The sequence below is a fragment of the Moraxella sp. VT-16-12 genome (assembly GCF_002224245.2).
GTDB lineage: Bacteria > Pseudomonadota > Gammaproteobacteria > Pseudomonadales > Moraxellaceae > Moraxella.
Genome location: NZ_NKHK02000002.1, coordinates 16,132 through 39,807 on the forward strand (window position 1 = coordinate 16,132; position 23,676 = coordinate 39,807).

General features: G+C 42.6%; 24 protein-coding genes. 21 read left to right on the forward strand and 3 right to left on the reverse strand.

The window, feature by feature from the left end; genetic code table 11:
• Positions 1 to 140: 140 nt before the first annotated feature.
• From CEW93_RS01870 to CEW93_RS01930, 13 genes are all read left to right on the forward strand, one after another.
• Positions 141 to 800: a phosphoribosylanthranilate isomerase gene (locus tag CEW93_RS01870; RefSeq protein WP_089538686.1), complete on the forward strand. Its 660-nt coding sequence runs from the start codon at positions 141 to 143 to the stop codon at positions 798 to 800.
• Positions 797 to 1,546 (forward strand): SDR family NAD(P)-dependent oxidoreductase, encoded by a 750-nt coding sequence (locus CEW93_RS01875; RefSeq protein WP_089538684.1) that lies wholly within the window; start codon positions 797 to 799, stop codon positions 1,544 to 1,546. The genes CEW93_RS01870 and CEW93_RS01875 overlap by 4 nt, the downstream gene beginning before the upstream one ends.
• 16 nt (positions 1,547 to 1,562) lie before the next feature.
• A complete protein-coding gene (locus tag CEW93_RS01880) occupies positions 1,563 to 1,826 on the forward strand; it encodes a hypothetical protein (RefSeq protein WP_089538682.1) in 264 nt (87 codons plus the stop codon).
• On the forward strand, positions 1,823 to 2,224 hold the full coding sequence (locus CEW93_RS01885) for a PIN domain-containing protein (protein ID WP_089538679.1): 402 nt from the start codon (positions 1,823 to 1,825) through the stop codon (positions 2,222 to 2,224). Before CEW93_RS01880 ends, CEW93_RS01885 begins: the two co-directional genes overlap by 4 nt.
• 9 nt (positions 2,225 to 2,233) lie before the next feature.
• Positions 2,234 to 3,460 carry a tryptophan synthase subunit beta gene (trpB, locus tag CEW93_RS01890; protein ID WP_089538678.1) on the forward strand — a complete coding sequence of 409 codons (1,227 nt, stop codon included), beginning with the start codon at positions 2,234 to 2,236 and terminating at the stop codon, positions 3,458 to 3,460.
• 13 nt (positions 3,461 to 3,473) lie between these two features.
• A complete protein-coding gene (locus tag CEW93_RS01895; protein ID WP_186727871.1) occupies positions 3,474 to 4,853 on the forward strand; it encodes an ATP-binding protein in 1,380 nt (459 codons plus the stop codon).
• 3 nt (positions 4,854 to 4,856) lie between these two features.
• Positions 4,857 to 5,468 carry a hypothetical protein gene (locus CEW93_RS01900; protein ID WP_089538674.1) on the forward strand — a complete coding sequence of 204 codons (612 nt, stop codon included), beginning with the start codon at positions 4,857 to 4,859 and terminating at the stop codon, positions 5,466 to 5,468.
• A 22-nt stretch (positions 5,469 to 5,490) separates the two neighbouring features.
• On the forward strand, positions 5,491 to 6,330 hold the full coding sequence (gene trpA, locus CEW93_RS01905) for a tryptophan synthase subunit alpha (RefSeq protein WP_255503908.1): 840 nt from the start codon (positions 5,491 to 5,493) through the stop codon (positions 6,328 to 6,330).
• A gap of 28 nt (positions 6,331 to 6,358) precedes the next feature.
• Positions 6,359 to 7,105, forward strand: coding sequence for a hypothetical protein (locus CEW93_RS01910; RefSeq protein ID WP_089538671.1), 747 nt, complete (start codon positions 6,359 to 6,361; stop codon positions 7,103 to 7,105).
• Between the two features lie 107 nt (positions 7,106 to 7,212).
• Entirely contained in the window at positions 7,213 to 8,103 is an 891-nt protein-coding gene (gene accD, locus CEW93_RS01915; RefSeq protein WP_089538669.1) for an acetyl-CoA carboxylase, carboxyltransferase subunit beta, read from the forward strand.
• A gap of 24 nt (positions 8,104 to 8,127) precedes the next feature.
• Complete coding sequence (locus CEW93_RS01920; RefSeq protein WP_186727872.1) at positions 8,128 to 8,688, forward strand: DUF2059 domain-containing protein; 561 nt, start codon at positions 8,128 to 8,130, stop codon at positions 8,686 to 8,688.
• Positions 8,689 to 8,760: 72 nt separating this feature from the next.
• Positions 8,761 to 10,077, forward strand: coding sequence for a folylpolyglutamate synthase/dihydrofolate synthase family protein (locus CEW93_RS01925; protein ID WP_186727873.1), 1,317 nt, complete (start codon positions 8,761 to 8,763; stop codon positions 10,075 to 10,077).
• A gap of 158 nt (positions 10,078 to 10,235) precedes the next feature.
• On the forward strand, positions 10,236 to 11,312 hold the full coding sequence (locus tag CEW93_RS01930; protein WP_089538665.1) for an SPOR domain-containing protein: 1,077 nt from the start codon (positions 10,236 to 10,238) through the stop codon (positions 11,310 to 11,312).
• A gap of 51 nt (positions 11,313 to 11,363) precedes the next feature.
• On the opposite strand, the gene CEW93_RS01935 is transcribed toward CEW93_RS01930, so the two are convergent.
• A complete protein-coding gene (locus CEW93_RS01935; RefSeq protein WP_089538663.1) occupies positions 11,364 to 11,696 on the reverse strand; it encodes a multidrug efflux SMR transporter in 333 nt (110 codons plus the stop codon).
• Positions 11,697 to 11,964: 268 nt separating this feature from the next.
• Between CEW93_RS01935 and CEW93_RS01940 the strand changes: the two genes are divergently transcribed.
• From CEW93_RS01940 to CEW93_RS01975, 8 genes are all read left to right on the forward strand, one after another.
• Positions 11,965 to 13,821: a TonB-dependent siderophore receptor gene (locus tag CEW93_RS01940; protein ID WP_089538662.1), complete on the forward strand. Its 1,857-nt coding sequence runs from the start codon at positions 11,965 to 11,967 to the stop codon at positions 13,819 to 13,821.
• A gap of 210 nt (positions 13,822 to 14,031) precedes the next feature.
• The gene (gene ahcY / locus CEW93_RS01945; RefSeq protein ID WP_089538661.1) at positions 14,032 to 15,405 is read left to right on the forward strand and encodes an adenosylhomocysteinase; all 1,374 of its coding nucleotides are present in this window, start codon (positions 14,032 to 14,034) and stop codon (positions 15,403 to 15,405) included.
• Positions 15,406 to 15,467: 62 nt separating this feature from the next.
• Positions 15,468 to 15,650, forward strand: coding sequence for a hypothetical protein (locus tag CEW93_RS01950; protein WP_089538660.1), 183 nt, complete (start codon positions 15,468 to 15,470; stop codon positions 15,648 to 15,650).
• Positions 15,616 to 16,098 carry a hypothetical protein gene (locus CEW93_RS01955; RefSeq protein WP_089538659.1) on the forward strand — a complete coding sequence of 161 codons (483 nt, stop codon included), beginning with the start codon at positions 15,616 to 15,618 and terminating at the stop codon, positions 16,096 to 16,098. The genes CEW93_RS01950 and CEW93_RS01955 overlap by 35 nt, the downstream gene beginning before the upstream one ends.
• A 19-nt stretch (positions 16,099 to 16,117) precedes the next feature.
• Complete coding sequence (locus CEW93_RS01960) at positions 16,118 to 16,465, forward strand: immunity 51 family protein (RefSeq protein WP_089538658.1); 348 nt, start codon at positions 16,118 to 16,120, stop codon at positions 16,463 to 16,465.
• Positions 16,466 to 16,621: 156 nt separating this feature from the next.
• Positions 16,622 to 18,319: a bifunctional peptide-methionine (S)-S-oxide reductase MsrA/peptide-methionine (R)-S-oxide reductase MsrB gene (gene msrAB / locus CEW93_RS01965; RefSeq protein ID WP_089538702.1), complete on the forward strand. Its 1,698-nt coding sequence runs from the start codon at positions 16,622 to 16,624 to the stop codon at positions 18,317 to 18,319.
• 156 nt (positions 18,320 to 18,475) lie between these two features.
• Positions 18,476 to 19,423: a methylenetetrahydrofolate reductase gene (locus CEW93_RS01970; protein ID WP_089538657.1), complete on the forward strand. Its 948-nt coding sequence runs from the start codon at positions 18,476 to 18,478 to the stop codon at positions 19,421 to 19,423.
• An 85-nt stretch (positions 19,424 to 19,508) separates the two neighbouring features.
• On the forward strand, positions 19,509 to 20,126 hold the full coding sequence (locus CEW93_RS01975; protein ID WP_089538656.1) for a DUF1294 domain-containing protein: 618 nt from the start codon (positions 19,509 to 19,511) through the stop codon (positions 20,124 to 20,126).
• Here the strand turns inward: CEW93_RS01975 and CEW93_RS01980 are convergent.
• Entirely contained in the window at positions 20,101 to 21,306 is a 1,206-nt protein-coding gene (locus tag CEW93_RS01980; protein ID WP_089538655.1) for a VWA domain-containing protein, read from the reverse strand. The two genes, CEW93_RS01975 and CEW93_RS01980, sit on opposite strands and share 26 nt — an antisense overlap.
• An 11-nt stretch (positions 21,307 to 21,317) precedes the next feature.
• Positions 21,318 to 23,657 carry a DUF5682 family protein gene (locus tag CEW93_RS01985; protein WP_089538654.1) on the reverse strand — a complete coding sequence of 780 codons (2,340 nt, stop codon included), beginning with the start codon at positions 23,655 to 23,657 and terminating at the stop codon, positions 21,318 to 21,320.
• Positions 23,658 to 23,676: the final 19 nt, after the last annotated feature.

Here is a 23,676-nt window from a genome sequence, read left to right on the forward strand (position 1 = left end):
ACTAGATTTATGGATAATTATAATTTAAATTTAATATTTAATCAGTAAAAATGATAAATAGACAAAACCCTTTAAAAATATAGACAATTTTGGTAAATAATGCTAAGTTAAGGTCATTTTCTCTGAGCAAACATATTTTTATGACAACACTTGCCATCAAATTCTGTGGACTTACCAATGCTGACGATTTACGCTGTGCGGTGCAGCTTGGCGTGGATGCGGTGGGTTTGGTATTTTATCCGCCAAGTCCTAGATATGTGGATTTTGACACCGCCAACGCTTTGGTGGCAGGTTTACCCCCTTTTATTAGTGTGGTGGCTTTGGTGGTCAATATGAGCGATGATGAGTTTATGGCACTTGTAGGCAGCGTGCCATTTGATGTGGTGCAGTTTCATGGTGATGAAAGCCCTGCCGATTGTCAGCGTCTAGCGAGCCTTGCTAAAAAACGTTGGTACAAGGCAATCCGAGTGCAACCTAGCGACACAACAGACAGCTTGCTTAATCAAATCAATGAGTTAAAGACACATGGGGCAAGTGGCGTACTTTTGGATGCTTATCATCCTGATAAATTTGGTGGCACAGGACAAAGTTTTGATTGGTCAAAAATTCCTGACAATTCACCTTTACCCATTATCCTAGCAGGGGGACTGACACCCGATAATGTCTCAAGCATTGCTCAAAATACACTTGCCAGTCGCCTATATGGACTTGATGTCAGTGGCGGAATTGAAAGCAGTAAAGGCAAAAAAGACCCTACAAAAATGCAAACATTCATTCAAAACATAAAGGTAACATCATGAACATCTTAATCACAGGCGTTAGTGCAGGTTTTGGCAAAGCGATTGCTACTGATTTGGTAGAGCAAGGGCATACCATCATTGGCACAGGTCGCCGTCAGCACAAACTAGATGAATTAAAAACAAAGCTGGGTGATAATTTTATCCCCTTATGTTTTGACATTTCTGATATCTCCGCCACCAAGACTGCTCTACAAAGCCTGCCTGCTGATTTATTAAACAATCTTGATGTGCTTATCAATAATGCAGGGCTGGCTTTGGGGCTAGATAGTGCTGACAAGGCAGACATCACAGATTGGCAAACCATGATAAATACCAATACTTTGGGGCTGGTTAATATCACCCGTGAAATACTGCCTGTGATGGTTGCCAAAAATGATGGTTTTGTTATCAACATTTCATCAATCGCTGGTAATTATCCTTATTTTGGGGGCAATGTCTATGGAGCGACCAAGGCATTTGTAACGCAATTTAGCTTAAATCTACGAGCAGATTTGGTTGGCAAAAATGTGCGAGTAACCAACATAGAGCCGGGGCTGTGTGGCGGTACTGAGTTTAGCAATGTGCGTTTTCATGGCGATGATGAGCGAGCCAAAAAAGTCTATGAAAATGTGGACTACATCACCCCACAAGACATTGCCAATATGGTATCATGGCTTATCAGTCAGCCAAAACACATCAACATCAACCGCCTAGAAGTCATGCCAACCGCCCAAACTTTTGCAGGGCTGACAGTACATAAGGGCTAAGAAAAAAGAGGGTGTTATGCACGTTACTCAGATAACTTTACAAGTCAATTCAAACATTACTCAAAGTTTATTGGATTATTTAAATAATTTTTCTAAAAATGATTTAAAAATTATCACCAAGCAAGAGATATCCGTTGATGAACTATGTGATAAAAGTCAGAAAGTGGATATTTCACAAATGGGTGGTTTTTTGGCTAAATATATAGATAAGCCAATAAGCGACAGAGATATTGAAGAAGCGATCACTCAGGGAATTGTTGATAGAGCTTATAAAAAATGATAACTTATGTTGTTGATACCAATGTTTTATTACGCTATTTATTAAAAGATGATGAGTGTCAATATACCATTGTTGAACCATATTTTACATCCAAAAGTCATCGGCTTTATTTATCTATTCATACTTTATGCGAAGTGGTTTGGTTTATGAAACATAGGTTGAAAACACCAAGAGCCATCATTATTGATACATTGCTTGGCTTAACATCATCAAATCATGTCATCACAGAGCAACAGAGCTTTGATAGGGGTATGTCATTTTTAAAAAATGGTGGTGATTTTGCTGATGGTGTCATTGCTGATTTTGCTTGCCATCTTGATAATGCTTTGTTATTGACCTTTGATAAAAATTCTAGCAAAATTTCCAATAAATTAAATATCCCCAATCAATTATTATAGGAATAAATGATGAATGTTTGTAATCTAGCCAAACCAATAAGCTACACCCAATTCCCCAACCAAACAGGACATTTTGGCATACATGGTGGACGCTTTGTCTCTGAAACTTTGATGGCAGCCCTTGAAGAGTTAGAACGCATTTATACATTGGTCAAATCCAATCCTGACTTTTGGGCAGAATACCATCAAGATTTGGTCAATTATGTTGGTCGCCCCACCCCTTTATATTTTGCCAAACGCCTAAGTGAAGAGACAGGCGGAGCTAAAATCTATCTTAAACGAGAAGATTTAAACCACACAGGGGCTCACAAAGTCAATAACACCATCGGTCAGGCACTACTTGCCAAAATGGTCGGTAAAAAGCGCATCATTGCCGAGACCGGAGCAGGTCAGCACGGTGTGGCAACAGCAACCATCGCCGCACGTTTAGGGCTTGAATGCGTGGTCTATATGGGGGCAGACGATGTGGAACGCCAAAAAATGAATGTCTATCGTATGAAACTTTTGGGGGCAACCGTTGTGCCTGTTACATCAGGTTCACGCACCCTAAAAGACGCCATGAACGAAGCCATGAGAGACTGGGTAACTCATGTGGACAGTACCTATTATGTGATTGGTACGGCGGCAGGACCCCATCCTTATCCACAGCTAGTGCGAGATTTTCAGGCCATTATTGGACGTGAAGCCAAAATGCAGCACTTAGAAAACGAAGGGCGATTGCCTGACGCACTGGTGGCTTGTGTGGGTGGTGGCTCAAATGCCATTGGGCTGTTTTATGAGTTTTTAAATGATACGGATGTTGCCATGTATGGCGTGGAAGCTGGCGGATATGGCATGGGCACAGGCAAACACTCTGCACCCCTAAATGCAGGTCGTGTGGGCGTACTGCATGGCAATCGCACCTATCTGATGGCAGATGATAACGGTCAAATCCTAGAAACACACAGCATATCAGCAGGGCTTGATTATCCTGGCGTAGGTCCTGAGCACAGCTTTTTAAAGGATATGGGGCGTGTGGATTATGTGGTCATCAATGATGATGAAGCCTTGGACGCTTTTCGCACGCTCACTCGCGTAGAAGGCATCATTCCCGCCTTAGAAAGCTCGCACGCTGTCGCCTACGGTCTTAAACTTGCCAAAACACTCGGTAAAGACAAATCCATCATCATCAATCTGTCAGGGCGTGGCGATAAAGATTTGCATACGGTAATGAAAGTTGATGGGATTGAGATTTAAGAGAGGGTTGCGTATGAAATTTTCATTTAAGAACATTGGCTATGTTGATAGTGGCTGTATTGAATTAGGAAATTTAACCATCTTATTTGGCGAAAATAATGTGGGCAAAACTTACCTAAATTACGCAATTTATGGACTTTTAAAAAGCATAAAAGAAAATATTTCTTTTGATTTTAATAATAAAATTATTGATAATCTACAAGAAAATGGCTTTATAAATATCTCTTTGCATGAAATTAACATAACTCAATCTTTGGAAAATTCTGGGTATGATTTTTCTAAAAATTTGTATAGATATTTTAATACTAATGAAGAGTTCTTTGAGAATTCTTCGGTTGGTGTTTCTATAGAAAATATAGATTTAGAAAAAATTATGCCCAAAAAAATTGAGGTAAAAGCTGTGATAGGAAGCAAATCTCAAAGTGAGTTTATTTTTTATAAAGAAGAAGATAGTGATACTATCAATATTACATTAAAGCATAATGGTGAATTTAAGCAGAAATTTCCCAATAATATTATAAAGAATATTTTGAATGATTTCTTAACAAAATTGATAGTATCAAATGATGATTTTCCCACACCCTTTGTCATTACATCTGAAAGAACAGGGATATCTCTATTTTATAAAGAACTGGATGTAAGCAAGAATTTGATACTTGAAACTTTAACGGAGGGTAAAGAATTTGACCCTTTTGATTTCTTAACAAAATATCGCTCTCGATATGCTCAGCCAATACACGATAATATTCAGGTCATTAGAGATTATGAGAATGTTCAAAAAAACAAAAGCTTTATTAGAGAAGATAAAGAAAGATATGACTCAATTTTGAATACCCTACAAGATATTATTGGAGGTAGTTTTAAACATTCCAACAAAGAAGTTTTTTACTACCCAAAAAAGAAAAAAAATAGAAACAAAATGGCTATACCATTTTATGTTGCTTCATCTTCCATAAAATCTATGTTTCTCATTGATTTATATATAAATTGTATTGCCAAAAAGAGTGGTCTTTTAATTATTGATGAGCCAGAGTTAAATTTACACCCAAACAACCAAAGAAAGATAGCTATTTTATTAGCAAAACTAATAAATTCTGGCGTTAAAATTTTAATTACTACTCATAGCGATTACTTAGTGAGAGAGCTTAATAACCGAATTATGCTAAAAAACTTATCACCAGAAACAAGAAGAGATATTATGTGTGAATACAAAATATCCGAAGATGAGCTTTTGGATATCTCGGATGTAAAAGCTTATGGTGTTGGTGTGGAAAATCATGAAATAACCGAGTTTGCCATTAATGAGTATGGTATAGATACAAAAATTTTCGATACAGTCATTAATGATGCAAATATCTTAAATGATAAGATTTACTACTCTTTAGGTGATTAAAATATGGTGCAAATCTGTTCATTTCTAAATAGCTTTCAAAGCTTACTAAATCCAGAAATTATATTAAATTGTGTTACCGAAAATAATAAATATAATAAATTGATTTTTAGAGAGAATTCAGATGGGAGTTCAATTAAAAAACTTAATATAGACCACATTCCAAAAAATTCAATCGTTTTTACATTAGATTTGTGTGTGGGGAAAAACAGATTTCCTCAACTATCACAGTATTTAAATTCTCAGCGTAAAGATGGTTTAAATAAGAGCTGTGATATTGTAATAATGGTTTGTAACAATGAGGATATTGATGTTTATTTTTTTGATTTAAAATCTGAAAAAATTAAATCCAAAGACTGTTCAAAACAGTTAAAAAACTCTGAACTATTTGTCTTGGGTTATCTTCTTAAATCTTTAATGAAAAATTACCATACTAGCGATTATGATAATGTCAAGTTGGGAAAAGTACGAAGAATTATTGGTTCACCAAATACTCAATTAAGAAAGAATACTGGGAGACCTAATGACAATCGTAATGACTTTAAAGACTTTTTACCATTAACAATTAATACATTGAATAATGGAGAGGGTTATATATCCTTTAATAAATTTAAATAATCCATTATTTATGGAGATAGACTTGAAATATTCTACACAAACCCAAATTTCCCAAACCTTTGCCACCCTAAAAGCCCAACACAAAAAAGCCCTAATCCCCTACATCATGGCAGGCGACCCAAATCCGTCTGTTACCGTGGATTTGATGCACCGTCTTGTGGCTCATGGGGCGGACGTGATTGAGATTGGTTTGCCATTTAGCGACCCAATGGCAGACGGTCAAACCATCGCCCTAGCTGGTGAGCGAGCCTTGGCAGGTGGCACCAGCACCACCCAAGCCATTGACATGGTGGCAGAGTTTCGCCAAACCAACACCACCACCCCCGTACTACTGATGGGCTATCTCAACCCTGTGGAGATTATTGGCTATGATGCCTTTATTGATAAGTGCCACAACGCAGGCGTAGATGGCTTGCTACTCGTGGATTTGCCCCCACACGAGACCGATGACGCCTTACGCCAAAAACTGCATGACCACGCCATCAACCAAATCTTTTTGCTTGCACCCACCACCCAAGCCAGTCGCCGAAAAGCGGTGCTAGAACATGGCTCTGGCTTTATTTATTATGTGTCTGTCAAAGGCGTAACAGGCTCAAACGCCCTAGATACTGATGATGTGGGCAAGCAAGTTGGGGCGATTAAAGCCGATACCGACCTGCCTGTGTGCGTGGGTTTTGGCATTCGTGATGGAATAAGTGCCAAAGCGGTGGCAGCTTTTGCTGATGGGGTGATTGTGGGTAGTGAGCTGGTCAAACATTTTGCCGATGTGGGTGATGATACCACCAAGATTGACCACGCCATCACCCAAATTTTGGCAAAAATGGACGAGTTAAGACAAGCGATTGACAGCATTAACATCTGACAATATTTAATATGTCTAAGGAGTGGTCATGAAATACACACACCTTGTTTGTGGTTTGTTGTTAAGCACCGCATTTGCCAGCACCGCTTATGCCACAAGTTTTTGTCAAAAGGCTGAGCACGACATCAATACCGCTTATCAAAATTTTCGCAATTTTGATGATGTGGGTGTCTTTGATAAATTTGATGACAACGCCGAAAATTTATTAACGCTGGTTTTAAACACATTTAACAACAAACAAAGCCTGTATTGCCACTGGTCAAATTTAAAAGAATTTGACATCCATAAATCCCCTGATGGTCGCTTGCTGAGTATCAGCTGGGCAACCGATGGCGGTGGCACGATGAAAACTTTTGATACGGTGCTACAATACCATGACGGCAAACACCTGCACGCCACCAACATAGATGTCGGAGCAGTACTGAACATTGAACAAATGCGATTAAACAAACAACCTGTGTATTTTATTACTGATTGGGGGGCAGGTTATACGTCTTTGCACGGTCAAAGCATCAGCCTGTTTGGTATAAAAAACCATCAAATCACACCAGCCAAACTCATCAAAACCAAACAAGGTCTCACCCACCAAATCAGCTTTGCTTATAACCCCTTTTCCATACCTGATGACATGGATGAGCTGATTCACATCCACCCCAAACGCCAAGAATTTAGCATTCCTGTGGTCATAGAAAATGATGCGTATCCAAATGGCGAAGTTACCAAACGCACGTTACGTTATCGTTTTGATGGCAAGCATTTTGTGTATGCCAAATAAGCAGGGCAAATGGTAAAGCCAAAAAGCATTTGCCAAATAAACTTTACAAGTGTAAACTATATAGATTTATCCATCATTTGATTGAGCAATAATTTTAGGACAACTCCATGACCGAGCCAAGCCAAGTAGTAACCACAAACACATGGTTAAACCGCCCTGTGCCTTCCATCAAACAAAACCGCCCACACGCACCGTCAGCGGTGGAGACCGAGCCGTCCACTGAATGCCCCGAGTGTCATTCTATGACCACCAACACCAGTTTGATTTTTAATCAATACGTCTGCCCTGACTGCGACCATCATTTGACCATGTCAGCACGCAAACGCTTGGAGTGGTTTTTTGACAACATCCATGCTGAGCTAGGGCAAGAATACCAAACAGGCGACCCATTGCATTTTACCGACTCCAAGCCTTATCCTGAGCGTATGCTCCAAGCCCAAAAAGCCACTGGCGAATCAGAAGCCTTGGTGGTGATGGAAGGACACATCAAAAACCTTGAACTGATTGCTTGTGCCTTTGATTTTAAATTTATGGGCGGCTCCATGGGCTCGGTGGTGGGCGACCGTTTTGTGTTGGCGGCTGAAAAAGCCTTGGCAGCACGCAAACCCTTGGTATGCTTTGCCGCATCAGGTGGAGCCAGAATGCAAGAAGGTCTGTTATCACTCATGCAAATGGCTCGTACAGGAGCAGCGATTGAGCGGCTTAGACTGGCGGGCGTGCCTTATGTGGTGGTGCTAACCAACCCTGTCTATGGGGGCGTAACAGCAAGTCTTGCCATGCTTGGCGACATTCATATTAGCGAGCCAAAAGCGATGATTGGCTTTGCAGGCAAACGTGTGATTGAACAAACGGTGCGTGAAGTCTTGGACGAGCCGTTTCAGCGGGCAGAATTTTTGCTTGAAAAAGGGGCGGTAGATATGGTGGTACATCGCCACGAGCTTGTAGATACGGTGTATCGTGTGCTTGCCAAACTGAGTAAATTGCCTAATGTGTCTTAAATTTTAACCAAACAAGGAATGATGATGAACATCACCAAAACCATCAAAATGCTGGCTGTGGCTAGTGTGATTAGCTTGGGCAGTTTGACTACTTACGCCACGCCTAGCGACAGTTCGGTTGAAGAATATATTCGCCTGATGAAGTTTGATAAAAATTTTATCAATGATACCAAAGAAGGCTTTATTGGCGGATATATGTCCAGCGCTACCACCAAATTGGAACAGAACCTACCTGATTTAAATGATGATAAAAAAGCCCAAGTGTTGACACTCTTGGAGCAAGAAGCCAAGGTGTTGGCTGATGAATTTGTCTCGGATGAAACATTTAAAACCCAAAGCCTTGCCATCATCAAACAAGCCGTCAAAAAACATCTAAACCAAGAACAAATCGACGCACTTAATAACTTTTATCGCACACCCATCGGTCAACAAGTTGTGGATGTTCAAAGTGTTATGGCAAAAGATATAATTTTGTTAATCACGAAAGATTACACACAAAAATACCAAGAAATGAAGCAACAACCACAATTCATCAAACGCCAAGCCACGCTTGAAGCCAAAATCGCAGAGATTGTTTTTGATTAAGACATCAATGTCCGTTAGCCCAGCCCATAAATCTCATTCTAGCTTTGTGGGTGTTTTTCATTTGGAGAATGTATGACCACCCCCCAAACCGTCTCTGACTGGCTTGTTTATATGCAAAATATCCATGTCTCTGCCATTGATATGGGCTTGGAGCGGGTATTGCCTGTGGCTTATGAGCTTGGCATTTTAAAGCAAGATTTGCCAAACACGCCTTATGTATTTACGGTCGCTGGCACGAACGGCAAAGGCTCCACCACCGCACTTATCAGCCAAATCTGCACGACAGCAGGCTACAAAACCGCCCTATACCAATCCCCCCATTTGATAAGTTTTAATGAACGCATCAAAATCAACGGCACAGATGTTGATGACCAAACGCTCATCAAAGCATTTAATGCTTGCGAACAGGCACGCCTAAACTGCGGTTTGAGTTTGTCATTTTTTGAGATGACGACCTTGGCGGCGTTTTGGATTTTTAAACACGCAAACTGCGATGTTTGGGTGCTAGAAGTGGGCTTGGGCGGTCGGCTTGATGTGGTCAATATCATTGACCCTGATATGTGTGTGATTACCAACATTGGCATTGACCACACCGATTGGCTGGGGGACACTCGTGAGCAAATTGGCTTTGAAAAGGCGGGAATTTTACGCCAAAACAGCACGCTGATTTTTGGTGAAACCGATATGCCACACAGCGTTAAAGCGGTGATTGATGACAAACAAGCAATATGCTATCAATACGGCGTGGACTTTGAGTATGTGGACAACCCAGACAACTGGCTATACTCAAATGTCGCCCTAACCCTAGCACTGCCAAAACCTGCCATTGCCACCCATAACGCCAGCATTGCCATCTCAGCACTGTTAGCCAGCAAACTCACCATCGGCACCGATGACATTTGTCAAGGTTTGTCAGATGTTCACTTATCAGGCAGATTTGACAAAAGAGTAGTAGCAGGCAAACGGTGGGTGTTTGATGTGGGTCATAATGAGCATGGCATTAAGTTTTTGATGGCGTCATTCATGCCTTATTGGCAGGCATTAGCCCAAACAAATCCCCATGCCAAACTGCATTTTTTGTTTAGTATGCTTGCTGACAAAGACATTGACAAAGTGCTGTCTTTGATACGCTCTTATGGGCTACCCATTCACGCTTGGCATATTGGCAAGATTGACAATGTACGAGCAATGAATGTGGCACAGCTACACAAAAAAATCACCACCAACCTGCCAAACAGCACGGTATTTGGCTATGATACTTTGGCTTTGGCGACAGATGGTGTATTAAATGCGACAGATGAAAATGACGTGATATTGTGCTTTGGTTCGTTTTATACCATCAGTGAAAGCATGATGGCACTTGGGCTGGCAAAGGACCCACGAACCTAATTACAAAAACTAATAAAACTTACCAAATATACCATTAAAACACACATTTTATTACAAACTTACACCATAAACTCTCAAAATATGCTAAGATATACCTAGACTTGTTGCCGTTTGATTTTATTGAACGGCACTTTTATCCATTTTTGAGAATTATTATCATGATTTCAAAACAATTAGTACTTGGTGGCACGCTATTTCTTGGCGGGAGTGTGGCGTTGTTTGCTCTCACACAAAAAAATAATGACACCACCCAAGCCATCACCAGTCATGAAAAACCTGTTGTTGCCAAGCAAGAAGATGTGGTGCGTCCTACTGTTCAACCCTTGACCACCGACATTGAAACTGAAAGACGTTTGTTGGAACAAAAACGCCAAGAGCGTGAAGCTCGCACCTTAGAACAAGAACGTCAAACCCAAGCTCTGCTTGCTGAACAAGAAAGAGCCAAAGCCAACGCCCTACAAAAAGCCCAAGCAGAGCAAGACGCCAAAAAACAGCCCCAAGCAACCACAGATGACAGCTCGCCTGCCAAGCTGACTGTACAAACTCGCCCTGAAATCATCAAAGCACAAGAAGAAGCCAAAAAAGCCGAAGCTCAAAAAGAAGCCGATAGAAAAGCTGAGCAAGCCAAAAAAGCTGAACAAGCCAACAACCAAACCAAAGAAATGGCTAAAAAAGATGTCAAAACTGACAAAAAAGAGCCTGTAAAAGCCGAAACCAAAGCCCCCAAAGGACAACACACTGTTCAACAAGGCGACACGCTCATTAAACTATCACATCAATATGGCATACCCGTATCAGTCATCGCCAGTGCCAACAACATTGGACGTAATGACACATTGACCGTGGGCAAAAACGTCAAAATCCCTTCAAAAAGTGAAGCTCAAAAAATAGCCAAAGCCAATGAAGCCAAAAAGAGCGACAACAAAGAGAAAACTGACACCAAAGTCCAAGCCAAAGAAAAGAGCAACACCAAAAAGTCCAACAAAGTCCCCACGCATTATAGTGTACAGGTGGGCTTAGTTCCCAAAGATAAAGCAACTGAACTTGCCAAGCAGTATCGCCAAGCTGGCTACAAGGTGCAAACTAGCCAAACATCTCGTGGCGTGCGTGTTTTGGTCGGTTCTGCCAAAACCGAAGCAGAAGCTCACACCCTAAAAAACAAAATCATCAAAGATGGTCGCGTTAAGACTGAGGGTGCGTGGGTCAAGCAAGTTGATGAAATTAATGCTCCTTAATGTTTGTTATCGCCATTAACCTACTTAATTAAGTAGGTTTTTTGATACTATTTAGCGGTCAATACTAGAAAACTGACTAATCACCACAATCCCCATCACAATCAGTCCAATACCAATCCAGCCTGCCACATCAATCACCTGCCCCAAATACACACGGCTCAACGCAGCAGTTGCAAGCACCCCAAGACCTGACCACAACACATACAAAATCCCTGTTTGCATATATTTTAAGGCAACGGCACAACAAGCAAAAGACAGCACATATAAAATCAAAGCAACACCTTGTTCCAACTTATTTTCCAACCCATTGGCTTTGGCGGATAAAAACGTGGAAAACACATCAAAAACAATCGCCAAAACCAGCCAAAAATACCCTGCATTCATCTTTTACTCCTTGTTGCCTTGAAATAAACACCAGTTAAGCAATGCGTTACGCAGACGAGCAAACCATCACATTGCCGTCAATCACACAATAACATCTGATGATAAATCAGCAAAATTTTTATGCTACCAAGATTTGCAATCACTGACAAGCGATTTATGATGAATTAAAAAATCTAAATCTACGGTGAAAATCTTTCATGATGATTTTAAAGATTTTTTGCGTGTTTGTCAGTATAATTTAAATTTTTGTAAAATTTTGGAGAAATTTATGCCAAAACGCACCTTATCTGCATCCATCGCCCTACTGCTTAGCCCCCTTGCTGTGGCTGAAACCCCCCATGTGGAGCTTGACCCCATCAATATTACCGTCAGTCGCAGCCCGCAAGCCATCAGTCAGACTCCTGCTCGTGTGAGCGTAATTGGTGAGCGTGAAATCACACAAAACCCCACAGCAAATCTCTCTGACGTCTTAAAAAAAGAAGCCAGTATTTATATTAAACAAACAGGTGGCATTGGACAAGGCACCGAATTGTATTTGCGTGGCGGTTTGCCAACACATACCTTATTATTAAAAGATGGGGCAAGATTAAATACCCAAAACGGATTTAGCCCAAATTACACCGAACAAATCAGCCTAAATGGCGTCAATCGCATTGAGATTGTCAAGGGTGCTTCATCTGTACAATATGGCACAGACGCCATCAACGGCACCATTCAACTGATCAGTCAAACACCCACCCAAACCCATGCCTTTGCCACAGCGGTTTTTGGTGAAAATGACACCAACCATTATAGTGCTGGTGCTGATATTGTACACAATGGTTTTTTTGCTCAGATTAATGGACAACGCCTAGATAGCGATGGTACTCGCATTTTAAACACGCAACACAAAGCCCAAAAAGCAGGATTTGACCAAAAAGGATTTGGTGCAAAACTTGGCTATGACAGCACCCTCCACAAAGCCCATGTTTTCTATCATCAAAATGAAGGTAATAATATCTACATGGACTATAACACACAGCAAAACAACAAAGTGCGTCAATTTAAAAATAACAGCACAGGGGTGAATTTAGAAGTAACTCCCCAAAATAATCTGACAGTAAACGCCCAATACGCTCTCTCCAAAGACACGCAAACTTGGGTAGATGGTACTGACACCCCTTATCAACCAAACAACAAAAACACCGATGCCAATCTAATTGCTCGTTGGCATTTTACTCCCAACCAAAATCTCTTGGCAGGTGTCGCTTACTCAAAGAACCAGTACAAGACAAATATCCTTGCCGCTCATACCAAAATTGACAGTTTGGGTTATTACCTACAACACCAATATCAATCAGACAAGGTTAATACACAGCTTGGAGTGCGCCTAGAAGATAATGACCGTTTTGGCAATCACACCGTTGGTCAAGGCTCTATCCGTTACCATATCACGCCAAAGGCCAGTGTTTATACCAATATTGGTTCATCATTTAAAGCACCATATTTAGACCAGTTGTATTCTAAATGGGGTGGCAACACAGAGCTAAAACCTGAAAAAGGGCTGTCTTATGAAATCGGTGCCGATTACTTTATTGATGATGACACCAAAGTATATGTCTCCGCTTTTCAAAACAAGCTCACCAACTTAATTTCAAGTGTCTGTATTGATAAATGCGATAGTGCCAATTCTTGGGAGCGTATCAATCAAAATCAAAACATTGACAAGACTCAACTGACAGGTGGCGAAGTGGGTGTAACATGGTCAAAAGATGATTTTTATGCTTCTGCCGAATATGCTTATGTAGCAACCAAAAACAAATCAGGTGCCAATCAAGACAAAGAGCTGCCCTACCGCCCAAAACACACAGGCACGCTATCGGTGGGCTACGACAATGGTGTTTATGGCGTTGGTACAAGCATGACCGCCCATAGTAAAAGCTTTGCAGATAGAGCCAATACCAGCTATGTGCGTGGTTATTATACCGCTGACCTAAACGCTCATTGGTACGTCAATTCAAACGTAAAACTATTTACCAACATCAAAAACTACTGGGGAACAGATCATAAATTGGTAGATAATTTTGGTTCTTGGTATATGAGTGGTGGTCGCCAAGCCAATATAGGTATAACCGTTAGCTACTAAAAACGTAATTGTCAAATACTTAGTCCAGACAATAGGTTTGGACTGTTTTTGTTTTATGGCTGTTTGTGCTAAAATAACAAACCACCAAGAGATGTTGCGTCCGCTTATCGGTCAGGCTTGGCGTTCTTGATATGTTAAAAGAGCAAAACAACGACATCTGCGTTTTTGTATTTATTTTTAAATTTTAATGGTTAATTTTAAGGAAACTGTATGAACGCAGTGTCAAATTTTACCGATTATAAAGTCGCTGATATTAGCCTAGCTGACTTTGGTCGCAAAGAGATTAAACTTGCCGAAACCGAAATGCCTGCCTTGATGGGCATTCGTAAACGCTATGCCAGCGAGCAACCTTTAAAGGGAGCAAAGATTGTTGGCTGTATCCACATGACCATTCAAACGGCTGTACTCATTGAGACTTTGGTGGCACTTGGGGCAGAAGTTCGCTGGACATCGTGCAATATTTTCTCCACCCAAGACCATGCAGCAGCGGCGATTGCACAGGCAGGCATTCCTGTCTTTGCTTGGAAGGGCGAGACCGAAGAAGAATATGAGTGGTGCTTAGAGCAGCAAATCCACAAAGACGGCAAACTTTGGGATGCCAACCTTATCTTAGATGACGGTGGCGATTTGACCGCACTCATTCATAATAAATACCCACAAATGCTAGATAACATTCATGGCATCAGTGAAGAAACCACCACAGGCGTTCACCGTTTGCTTGATATGCTAGGCAAAGGCACACTCAAAGTCCCCGCCATCAATGTCAATGACGCCGTTACCAAATCCAAAAACGACAACAAATACGGCTGTCGCCACAGTCTTAATGACGCCATCAAGCGTGGTACGGATATGCTCTTGTCGGGTCGGCGTGCCTTGGTCATCGGTTATGGCGATGTTGGCAAAGGCTCAGCTCAAAGCCTACGCCAAGAAGGCATGATTGTGCGTGTCAGCGAGATTGACCCCATTTGTGCCATGCAAGCGTGTATGGACGGCTATGAGCTGGTCTCCCCCTTTGTAAACGGCGAGCAAAGCCAAGGGGTAAACACCGCCTTACTCCAAGATACCGATTTGATTGTTACCACCACAGGCAACTATCATGTGTGCAATGCCGAAATGTTAAAAGCCTTAAAATCCACCGCCGTGGTGTGCAATATCGGACATTTTGACACTGAGATTGACACTCAGTTTATGCGTCAAACTTGGCGTTGGGTAGAAGTCAAACCCCAAGTCCACCAAGTGTATCGCTCTGATGACGAGACAGATTATCTGATTGTTTTGTCCGAAGGTCGCCTTGTGAACTTAGGTAACGCCACAGGACACCCATCACGCATTATGGATGGCTCATTTGCCAACCAAGTGCTGGCTCAAATCCATCTTTACAAAGAAGCCTTTGCCAATCTGCCAAGTGCTGAAAAGCCAAGCAAAGTCTATGTCAAAGTGCTGCCCAAAAAGCTAGACGAAGAAGTTGCTGCTGCCATGGTCGCAGGCTTTAATGGTGTCATCACCAAACTCACCCAAGAACAAGCCGACTATATTGGCGTGGCGGTTGATGGTCCATTTAAGGCAGATGAATACAAATACTAATCAGCCCCATAAAAGCGGTAAGTTTCTTACCGCTTTTTTAGTCATTTATTTAAGGACATTTTATGCAAACACTCATCAACGCCCTAGACAGCCAAGACTGGCTTACCTATGATACCCACAAAAAAGCACTCATCAAGCAGTTTATCAGCAATCACGACAGCAAAGGCTTGGTTGATTTTTGGCAAACACTACTAAAACAGGTTGCCAGCTTTGAACAATATCAACGCACCCTATCATCGGTTTGATACCAGTGCTTTTGTAAGCGACATCAAAAGACTGCTCACCCAAGGCACTAACCTTGCCAAGACAGATGACAGCATCAAAGCCTTTTATTATGAATATTATTATGATGGCTCTGATGCTAGCACAGGCAATTTATTCTTATGCACACGATTTGACCAAGACCCAGACAGCGATTGGGCAAGTGAGTTTGATGTTGTGCTTGAAGGTATGTGCATTGCCCCTTATTTTGATTTTGACCCAGATTGGCAAATGCCCAACCAAACACGCACCGTTGCCTGCGACTATGTACACAGCGTACTACTTAGCACCACGCTGACGCAACAGCCCCCACCCTTGCCATTTGCTTTTGCCAGTCATGACAACCCCGATAATACGGTCATTATACTAGCCGATGGCGTTTGGTGGCATGAGACCAATCATGCTAAAATGCCACTTATTTTATTTGACTGATGACATATTTAGGAGCTTTATGACCACATTTAAACAAGCAATCACACCTTTTTTGTGGGTGGAACACACAACAGGCGTTTCGGTGATTATGAATGACGTAGGAGATTATCAGCAGTTTATTTTTGATAGTCGTGCGGACGAAGGCTTTACAGGTAATGGTTATGACTGGCAATCGCTGGCGGTGATATTTTTAAAAGAAACTTTACCAGAGTTGGTTGATGTGATAAATTTTGATTCAGAAAGCGGTATGTTTTGTGCGTATTCAGACAATCAAACAGCCCTAAACACCTTTGTGGTAGCCTTTAAAAAGGCTTGTGAAAACAAAGCGTTGATTTTGGCGTTATTTCAAAAAGCGGAGCTTGACTAAACTAGTAGGCTGTTTGCTTGGTTGCACCCTAATTGACACGCATAAAAAATTGTAAGAATTTGACCAAACGGCACGTCTTATCAATAAATGAATTATCATGATGATAATCATTTGGCATTATCCGCCAAACAAATTTGTCAATCCCAAGGAGCGACTATGTCCAGACTGCCGTCAAAACGTGTGCTAAAAAAACTTTGCACCATCAGCCTCAGCATTATCGCCAGTACCAGTGCTTTACTTGCTTGTGGCAACATACACGACAACAAACCCAGTCATTCCACCCACACCACCAAGAGTAAAGATATGTTACCGACCAACACTTTAACACAGTTATCCACCCTACCCCAACTCACCCAAGGCTTGGGCGACACAGGCAAAAGTGTCATTGACCCAAATAAACCCACCTTGGTGAAGTTTTGGGCAAGCTGGTGTCCTTTATGCTTATCCACCTTGCAAGAAACCCATGGCTGGCGTAACGACCCTAATTTGGCAGGCTTTAATATCATCACTGTTGCCAGCCCCACCCACCTAAACGAAAAAAACACCCAAGACTTTACCAACTGGTATCAAGTGCTACAAGCCGATTATCCCAACTTGCCTGTACTCATTGACAGTAGCGGTCAGCTCATTAAAGAGCTTGGCATACAAGTGTATCCCAGCTGGGCGATACTTGACAAAAACGGACAGCTTGTGTATTTAAATAAGGGCAATCTTAGCGTTGAGCAAGTGTCTTATTTGGCAAAAAACCCACAAGCATTAAGCGAGCTAAAAGCCCAAAGCCACCAAACCGCCATGCCCACCAAAGATAAAGACGATGTGTATTATAGCAATCAAGGCACACCCTTAAACACCAAAACCATCTATTTGGCGGGCGGCTGTTTTTGGGGTGTGGAAGCCTATTTTGAGCGGATTGATGGTGTGGTAGATGCCATCAGTGGTTATGCCAATGGCGATGAAACACTCCAAAATCCAAGCTATGAACAGGTCATTGCAGGCTCAGGACACGCCGAAACCGTCAAAGTGGTTTATGATGCTGACAAGGTGGATTTGGACACCTTGCTACGTTATTATTTTAGAATCATTGACCCAACCAGTGTCAATAAACAAGGCAATGACCGTGGCATACAGTATCGCACAGGCGTTTATTATACCGACCCAAGCGACAAAGCGGTCATTGATAACGCCTTAAATCAGCTACAACAAAAACACAAAGCCCCCATTGTGGTAGAAAATCTGCCCCTAAGCCATTTTGCCCTTGCCGAAGAGTATCACCAAGATTATCTGACCAAAAACCCGAATGGCTACTGTCATGTGGATTTAAGCCTTGCCAATGACAAAATTGTCAGCAAAACCCAAACGCTACCTAAGGCAAGCACCGTTCAAGAAGCCCTTGACCCCAGACGTTATCAAGATTTTGATAAAGACAATTTAAAAAATACCCTAACCAAAGCTCAATACGACATCACCCAAAACGCAGGCACAGAGCGAGCATTTAGCCATGCCTATGACCATTTGTTTGATGAAGGGCTGTATGTGGATATTGTCAGCGGTGAGCCACTGTTTTTATCCACCAACAAATACAACTCAGGCTGTGGCTGGCCAAGTTTTACCAAGCCGATTGCCCCAGAGGTCATCAATGAGCATACCGACACCAGCTACAACATGGTACGCACCGAAGTACGCTCACGCATTGCCGATTCGCATTTGGGGCATGTGTTCCCTGACGGTCCAAAGGCACGGGGTGGACTGCGATACTGCATCAATGGCGATGCCTTAAAATTCATTCCCAAAGCGGACATGGAAAAACAAGGCTATGGGGCGTTATTGCCACTGATTAAACCTGCCAAACCTTAATGCAAGATAAAAATGGCACAGCTTAGGTTGTGCTATTTTTACCAAATCACACAAGACTTAATTTTAAATCTTTCAACACAACCACCATAATTTTCATTAAACCTTTGTCAAAACTTGTTATAATAATAAAATTTTTATCAATTTTGAGAACATTTTATGACAAATGCCCTACACCGCATAACTGCTATTGAGAGCCTACTTGGCGAGCTAAAAAACGACTTACAAGCCACACCCAGCCACACGTCCAGCCAAGCAAAAACCACCAAAGTGCCATTTTCTTTTGAGTTTTTTCCTGTCAAAAGCGATGACGCCCAAAACAAACTGCTTGACATCTTTGACACGCTAAACGCCTTAAACCCCAGCTATTTTAGCGTAACCTATGGTGCAGGTGGCTCAACCCGTGAACGCACGCTTGGCATTGTCAAGGCATTAAGCGAAAAATCCGCTACACCGATTGCTCCGCACATGTCCTGTATCGGTGATGGCAAACGTGAAATTGGTGAATTGTTGGATTATTATAAGGATTTGGGGGTCAATCGCGTGGTGGCGTTGCGTGGTGATTTGCCATCTGGCATGGTGGGCTATGGTGAGCTGCCTTTTGCGTTGGATTTGGTCAAATACATCCGTGAGCATAGTGGCGAGCATTTTGCCATCAAGGTGGCTGCCTATCCAGAAATGCACCCACAGGCACGCTCTTTTAAGGCGGACATTGATGTGTTGGCGGACAAATATCACGCAGGGGCAAATGAAGCCATCACGCAGTTTTTTTATAATGTGGACAGCTATCTGTTTTTGCGTGATGAGCTTGCCAAGCGTGGCATTCACCAAGACAAATTCCCCATCATCGCAGGGATTATGCCCATCACCAAAGCAAGCAATCTGATTCGTTTTGCTGACAGTGCTGGGGCGGACATTCCTCGCTACATCAGAAAACAGCTTGCCGACTTTGGTGATGACAGCAAAGCCATTCGTCAGTTTGGTTTTGAAGTGGTGTACAACTTATGTCAAAAACTGATTGCAGAAGGCGTGCCAAGTTTGCATTTTTATAGTATGAATACCGTCAAGCCCAACAAAGAGCTGGTAGAAGCGTTGGGATTGGTCTGACTTTATGACTTGTATCTTTATCATAAAAGTGGTAGATTATTTACCACTTTTATACGTTTAGCACTTCGCCAAGATAGGGATTATTATGGATAAAGAGCAAGGCAAAATCGTACATTTTCACGCTGATAAAAAATTTGGATTTATTCAATATCGGGGCAATAGGGAGATATTTTTTCATCAACGTCAGTTTCGGGCAGGACGCACCCCCATCATTGGCGAAATGGTGGTATTTGAAATCACCAAGGATAAGGCAGGCAGGGATTGTGCCGATAACGTCCAAGAACTTGCTTTTGTGCAAAAACAACAAGCCAGACGCCAGCAATACGAAATTTATCAAGAACGCCAAGAACAAAAAAACGGCTTGTTAAATGCCATTTGTGGTTTCGCCACCATGTATTTTGTCATCATGACCGCCTTATCATTGATGACTGATGTGCCAAACTATCTGCCTGTGTACTATGTGGCACTTGGACTGGTGAGTTTTTTGATGTATCACAAGGACAAACAATCCGCTCAAACTGGGCAATGGCGAACCCCTGAGCTTTCCTTGCATATGATTGATGGACTGGGTGGCTGGATTGGGGCAAGTTTTGCTCATCGCCTGCTAGACCACAAAGCCACCAAAGCAAACTTTCGCACGATGTTTTATGCCACCATTGCCCTACATATCATGGTGGTCATTGGGGTATTTGCCCTGATTTAGCTTGGTCGCCACGCACCGCCTTAATGCCCTTATCGCTTGCCCACGCAAGCACGTCTTCACGTTTTAAGGCGGTTGCCATCATGTCAGGAAATTCATCAGGCGTACAAGCAAACACAGGACAATCCAAAGACGCCATCACTTTGGCCAACTGCTCATCATAAGCAGGTCGCCCATCATCTGATAAAGCAAGCAGGACAATGACGTTCACGCCTTGGCGTTTTAAATTGGCAACACGAGCAATCAGCTCTTTTTCGTTGCCCCCTTCGTACAAATCAGTAATCAGCACCAAATGCGTTTTGGCAGGGTGCTCCACCTTATTAGCACAATACGCCACCGCTTGATTAATGTCTGTACCGCCACCAAGTTGCACCCCAAATAGCACTTGTACAGGGTCAGCAAGCTCATCGGTCAAATCCAGCACCACCGTATCAAAACACACAAGACGAGTTTTAAGGGCAGGAATGCTTGCCAGTACCGCCGCAAAAATCGCACTATACACCACCGATGTTGCCATACTGCCAGATTGGTCCACACACAAAATCACTTCATCAAGCTCAGTTTGACGATTTTGTCGCATAAATCCAATGAGTGTCTCAGGAATGACTGTTTGATAATCAGCCTGATAATGACGTAAATTTGCCTGTATTGTTCGCCCCCAATCTATGTCAGCATGGCGTGGACGATGAGTGCGTTTGGCTTTATTAACCGCGCCTTTTACCGCTTCTGTGGTTTTGTTTTGTAGTTTGGCAAGCATTTCATCTACCACTTTTTTAACCACAACACGAGCGGTATCCAAGGTTTTATCAGGCATTGCCGAACGTAAACTCACCAAATCTGCCACCAAATGCACATCGGCTTGCATGGCGGACAAGAATTCAGGCTCTAACAACATTTGTTTTAGCCCAAGTCGCTCAAAAGCGTCTTTTTGTACCACCTGCACAACAGAGCTTGGAAAAAACTCTCGTATGTCGCCCAGCCATTTGGCAACTTTGGGGGCAGAACGTCCAAGACCGCTCTTTTTGCCGTCATCACCATCACCATACAAAGCAGTTAAAGCTTGCGATAATCGCTTATCCCTATCGGATAAAGTATGTGCAAATTCAGGCTCATCTCCCCCCAAAATCATCTGCCAACGGCGAGATTTTTCTTGTGCGTTAGTTGTATCATAAACATCATTCATTTTTAATCGCCCTATCCGACAACCTTAGGTGTTTGTATCAACGCCACCAAATTATCCAAGTGATTTGTCCAAATATCATGCAGTTTATCATGAATCACAAACACATCATCGTGATGGTTTGCCCCAAAAATCACGTCCATCAAACGCTTACGTTCATGGCTGTCTAAACTGCTAAACACACGGCGAAATAAGGGCAGATATTCGGTAAATTCACCATCATCAAGCGACAAAATCCACCCTTCAAGGGTATCTAGCAGTGGTTTGTCATACAAAAGCTGGTCTGTGGCATTATCAAAAAAACCTTCAAAAAAGCGTGCCGATTGCACCGCCCCTATGGCAGGGGATAAGGTTTTGGACAATACTGTGGTGAGTGTCTCTTGACTGATTTTATCGGCTTGATACAACAAACGAGCCGACAGTCCCACCACGCACAAATGCCCCGTTTGGGTTTGGGTGGTTTCTGCCACAATCTCATACAAAGCTTGCCACCACAGCCCCATCAGCTCATCATCTTGGATAAGGCGTAACGCCCCAAAAGTATCTGTCATGTGTTTGTGGTATTCATGAGCTTCTTCATCATTGATATTTTTGATGGCATAAGGCAAACCCACGCATACTTTGACTGTCAGTTCATAAACCAGCTCACTTACCTTATCCAAAGCCACCTTGCGAGCTGTGCCATACCTTAAAAGCTGTATGAGTGGAGCAAGGCTGATAAGTAATGTCATCACATCATCGGTGTGCGTCGCTTGGTCAGAAAGCCTTTTAATGCCCATCATGGCAGCAGTATCTAAACCTGCCTGCAACGCATGATGAATGTGGGTGGCAAGCTTGGAAATTTTGGCTTCTTGGTGAATTTGCTCAATTAGGCGGTTTTGGCTGGCTTCAAAAATGGTGTTGCCATAAACCAAATTTTCCACTAAAGACACCGCAAATTCAGGCTCCCAACACAGCTCCCACCGCTCACGAAACGTGCCACGACTGCCTGTTTGTCTTTGTTTGCCCCATGCCACGCCCAATATTGCCAAACGGTGCAACAGGTGCGATTTGGCAAGCCCTATCTGACTTCGCAAATCAACATCGGTCTCTTTGGGGATTGCTTCAGCTTTGAGTTTGGTTTGTTTTTTTAGGCGTTCTAAATCTTCAAGCAAAGGAGCAAGCGGTAAATCATCAGGGATTTGCCCCACATCTTTGCCAAGCAATATCTCATCAGCAACCTGCTCCCACAACAGCGACTCACCAAAACACAAACACGCCACCACAGCATCGGTCAGTTCATCAAAACCCACCACACGCCGATTTCGCACGCAAGATAAACTTTGTGCAAGGCGAGTCGCTTCTATCACAGACGCTGTGGAGATGACTTGCCCACGCTCACGCAGTGCGGTAGCGACTTTGGTCAGCCATATTTGACTGATATTATCGTCATTATCCCACAAATGCTGATACCACATGGGTGCGTCCACACCTGCCCCATAGCCTTGTTTGGCAAGCCGTGGTGATGTCCAAGGAATCCATGTGGTTTTTATTTTTGATGGGGCTAATTTTTTGGGCAATTGCTTTAAAATGGCAGTATCCGATTTGATGGTATGCGTGATGACTTTGTCTTTATCATCACACCTGTCATACAAAGTAAATCTCTCATCTAAGGCAGGAATGTGCCAAGCCCCACATACCACAACCACACACTCATCATCACGCATATTTTTGGTGTGCTTGCGGATTTCTTGACGCATATAAGCTTCACGCAGCTGTTCAGTAAGGTCCAAATCGGCTGTACTGTCATCAAGCTCTGATTGGCGTAGAGCAGTCATCATCTGATGGACAACATCAAAAATCTTATCATCATCGCCTGACTGCTCTATGACATCATTCCAAAAGCTCTCACCATCATGAAAGCCCATCAATCGCCCCATCGTACCAATGGGGTCGTTTGCCATCAAATTATTGGGCAGCTCATCTGTATCATCAGCCACATGAGTGGCAGGCAAATCATCGGTTGGTGTTTGGGCGTTGTTAAATTGCTCCATCTGCAAGGCAAGCGACACCGCCACAGGCAAATCAATAAACGCCAAATCTGCCCCATGATTTATCGCCCACAAACACGCTTGGTATTCTGGTGAAAAGGTTGCAAATGGATAATAAAGATGACATTCAGGCAGCTCGGTTGCATAAGCGAGCAATGCCACAGGGGGACGCATTTGGGCATGGGCAAGCAAAGGCAAAAGCTCGGTACAATCGCTTGCCCCTTCTATCAAAACCTTGGTTGGACGCAAGCGGTCAAGAGCGGACAGCAGTCTTTTGGTACTGCCCACACCATGATGGCGAATACCAAAATAATGAATGTTCATGGGTTGTCCTTGTAAAAAT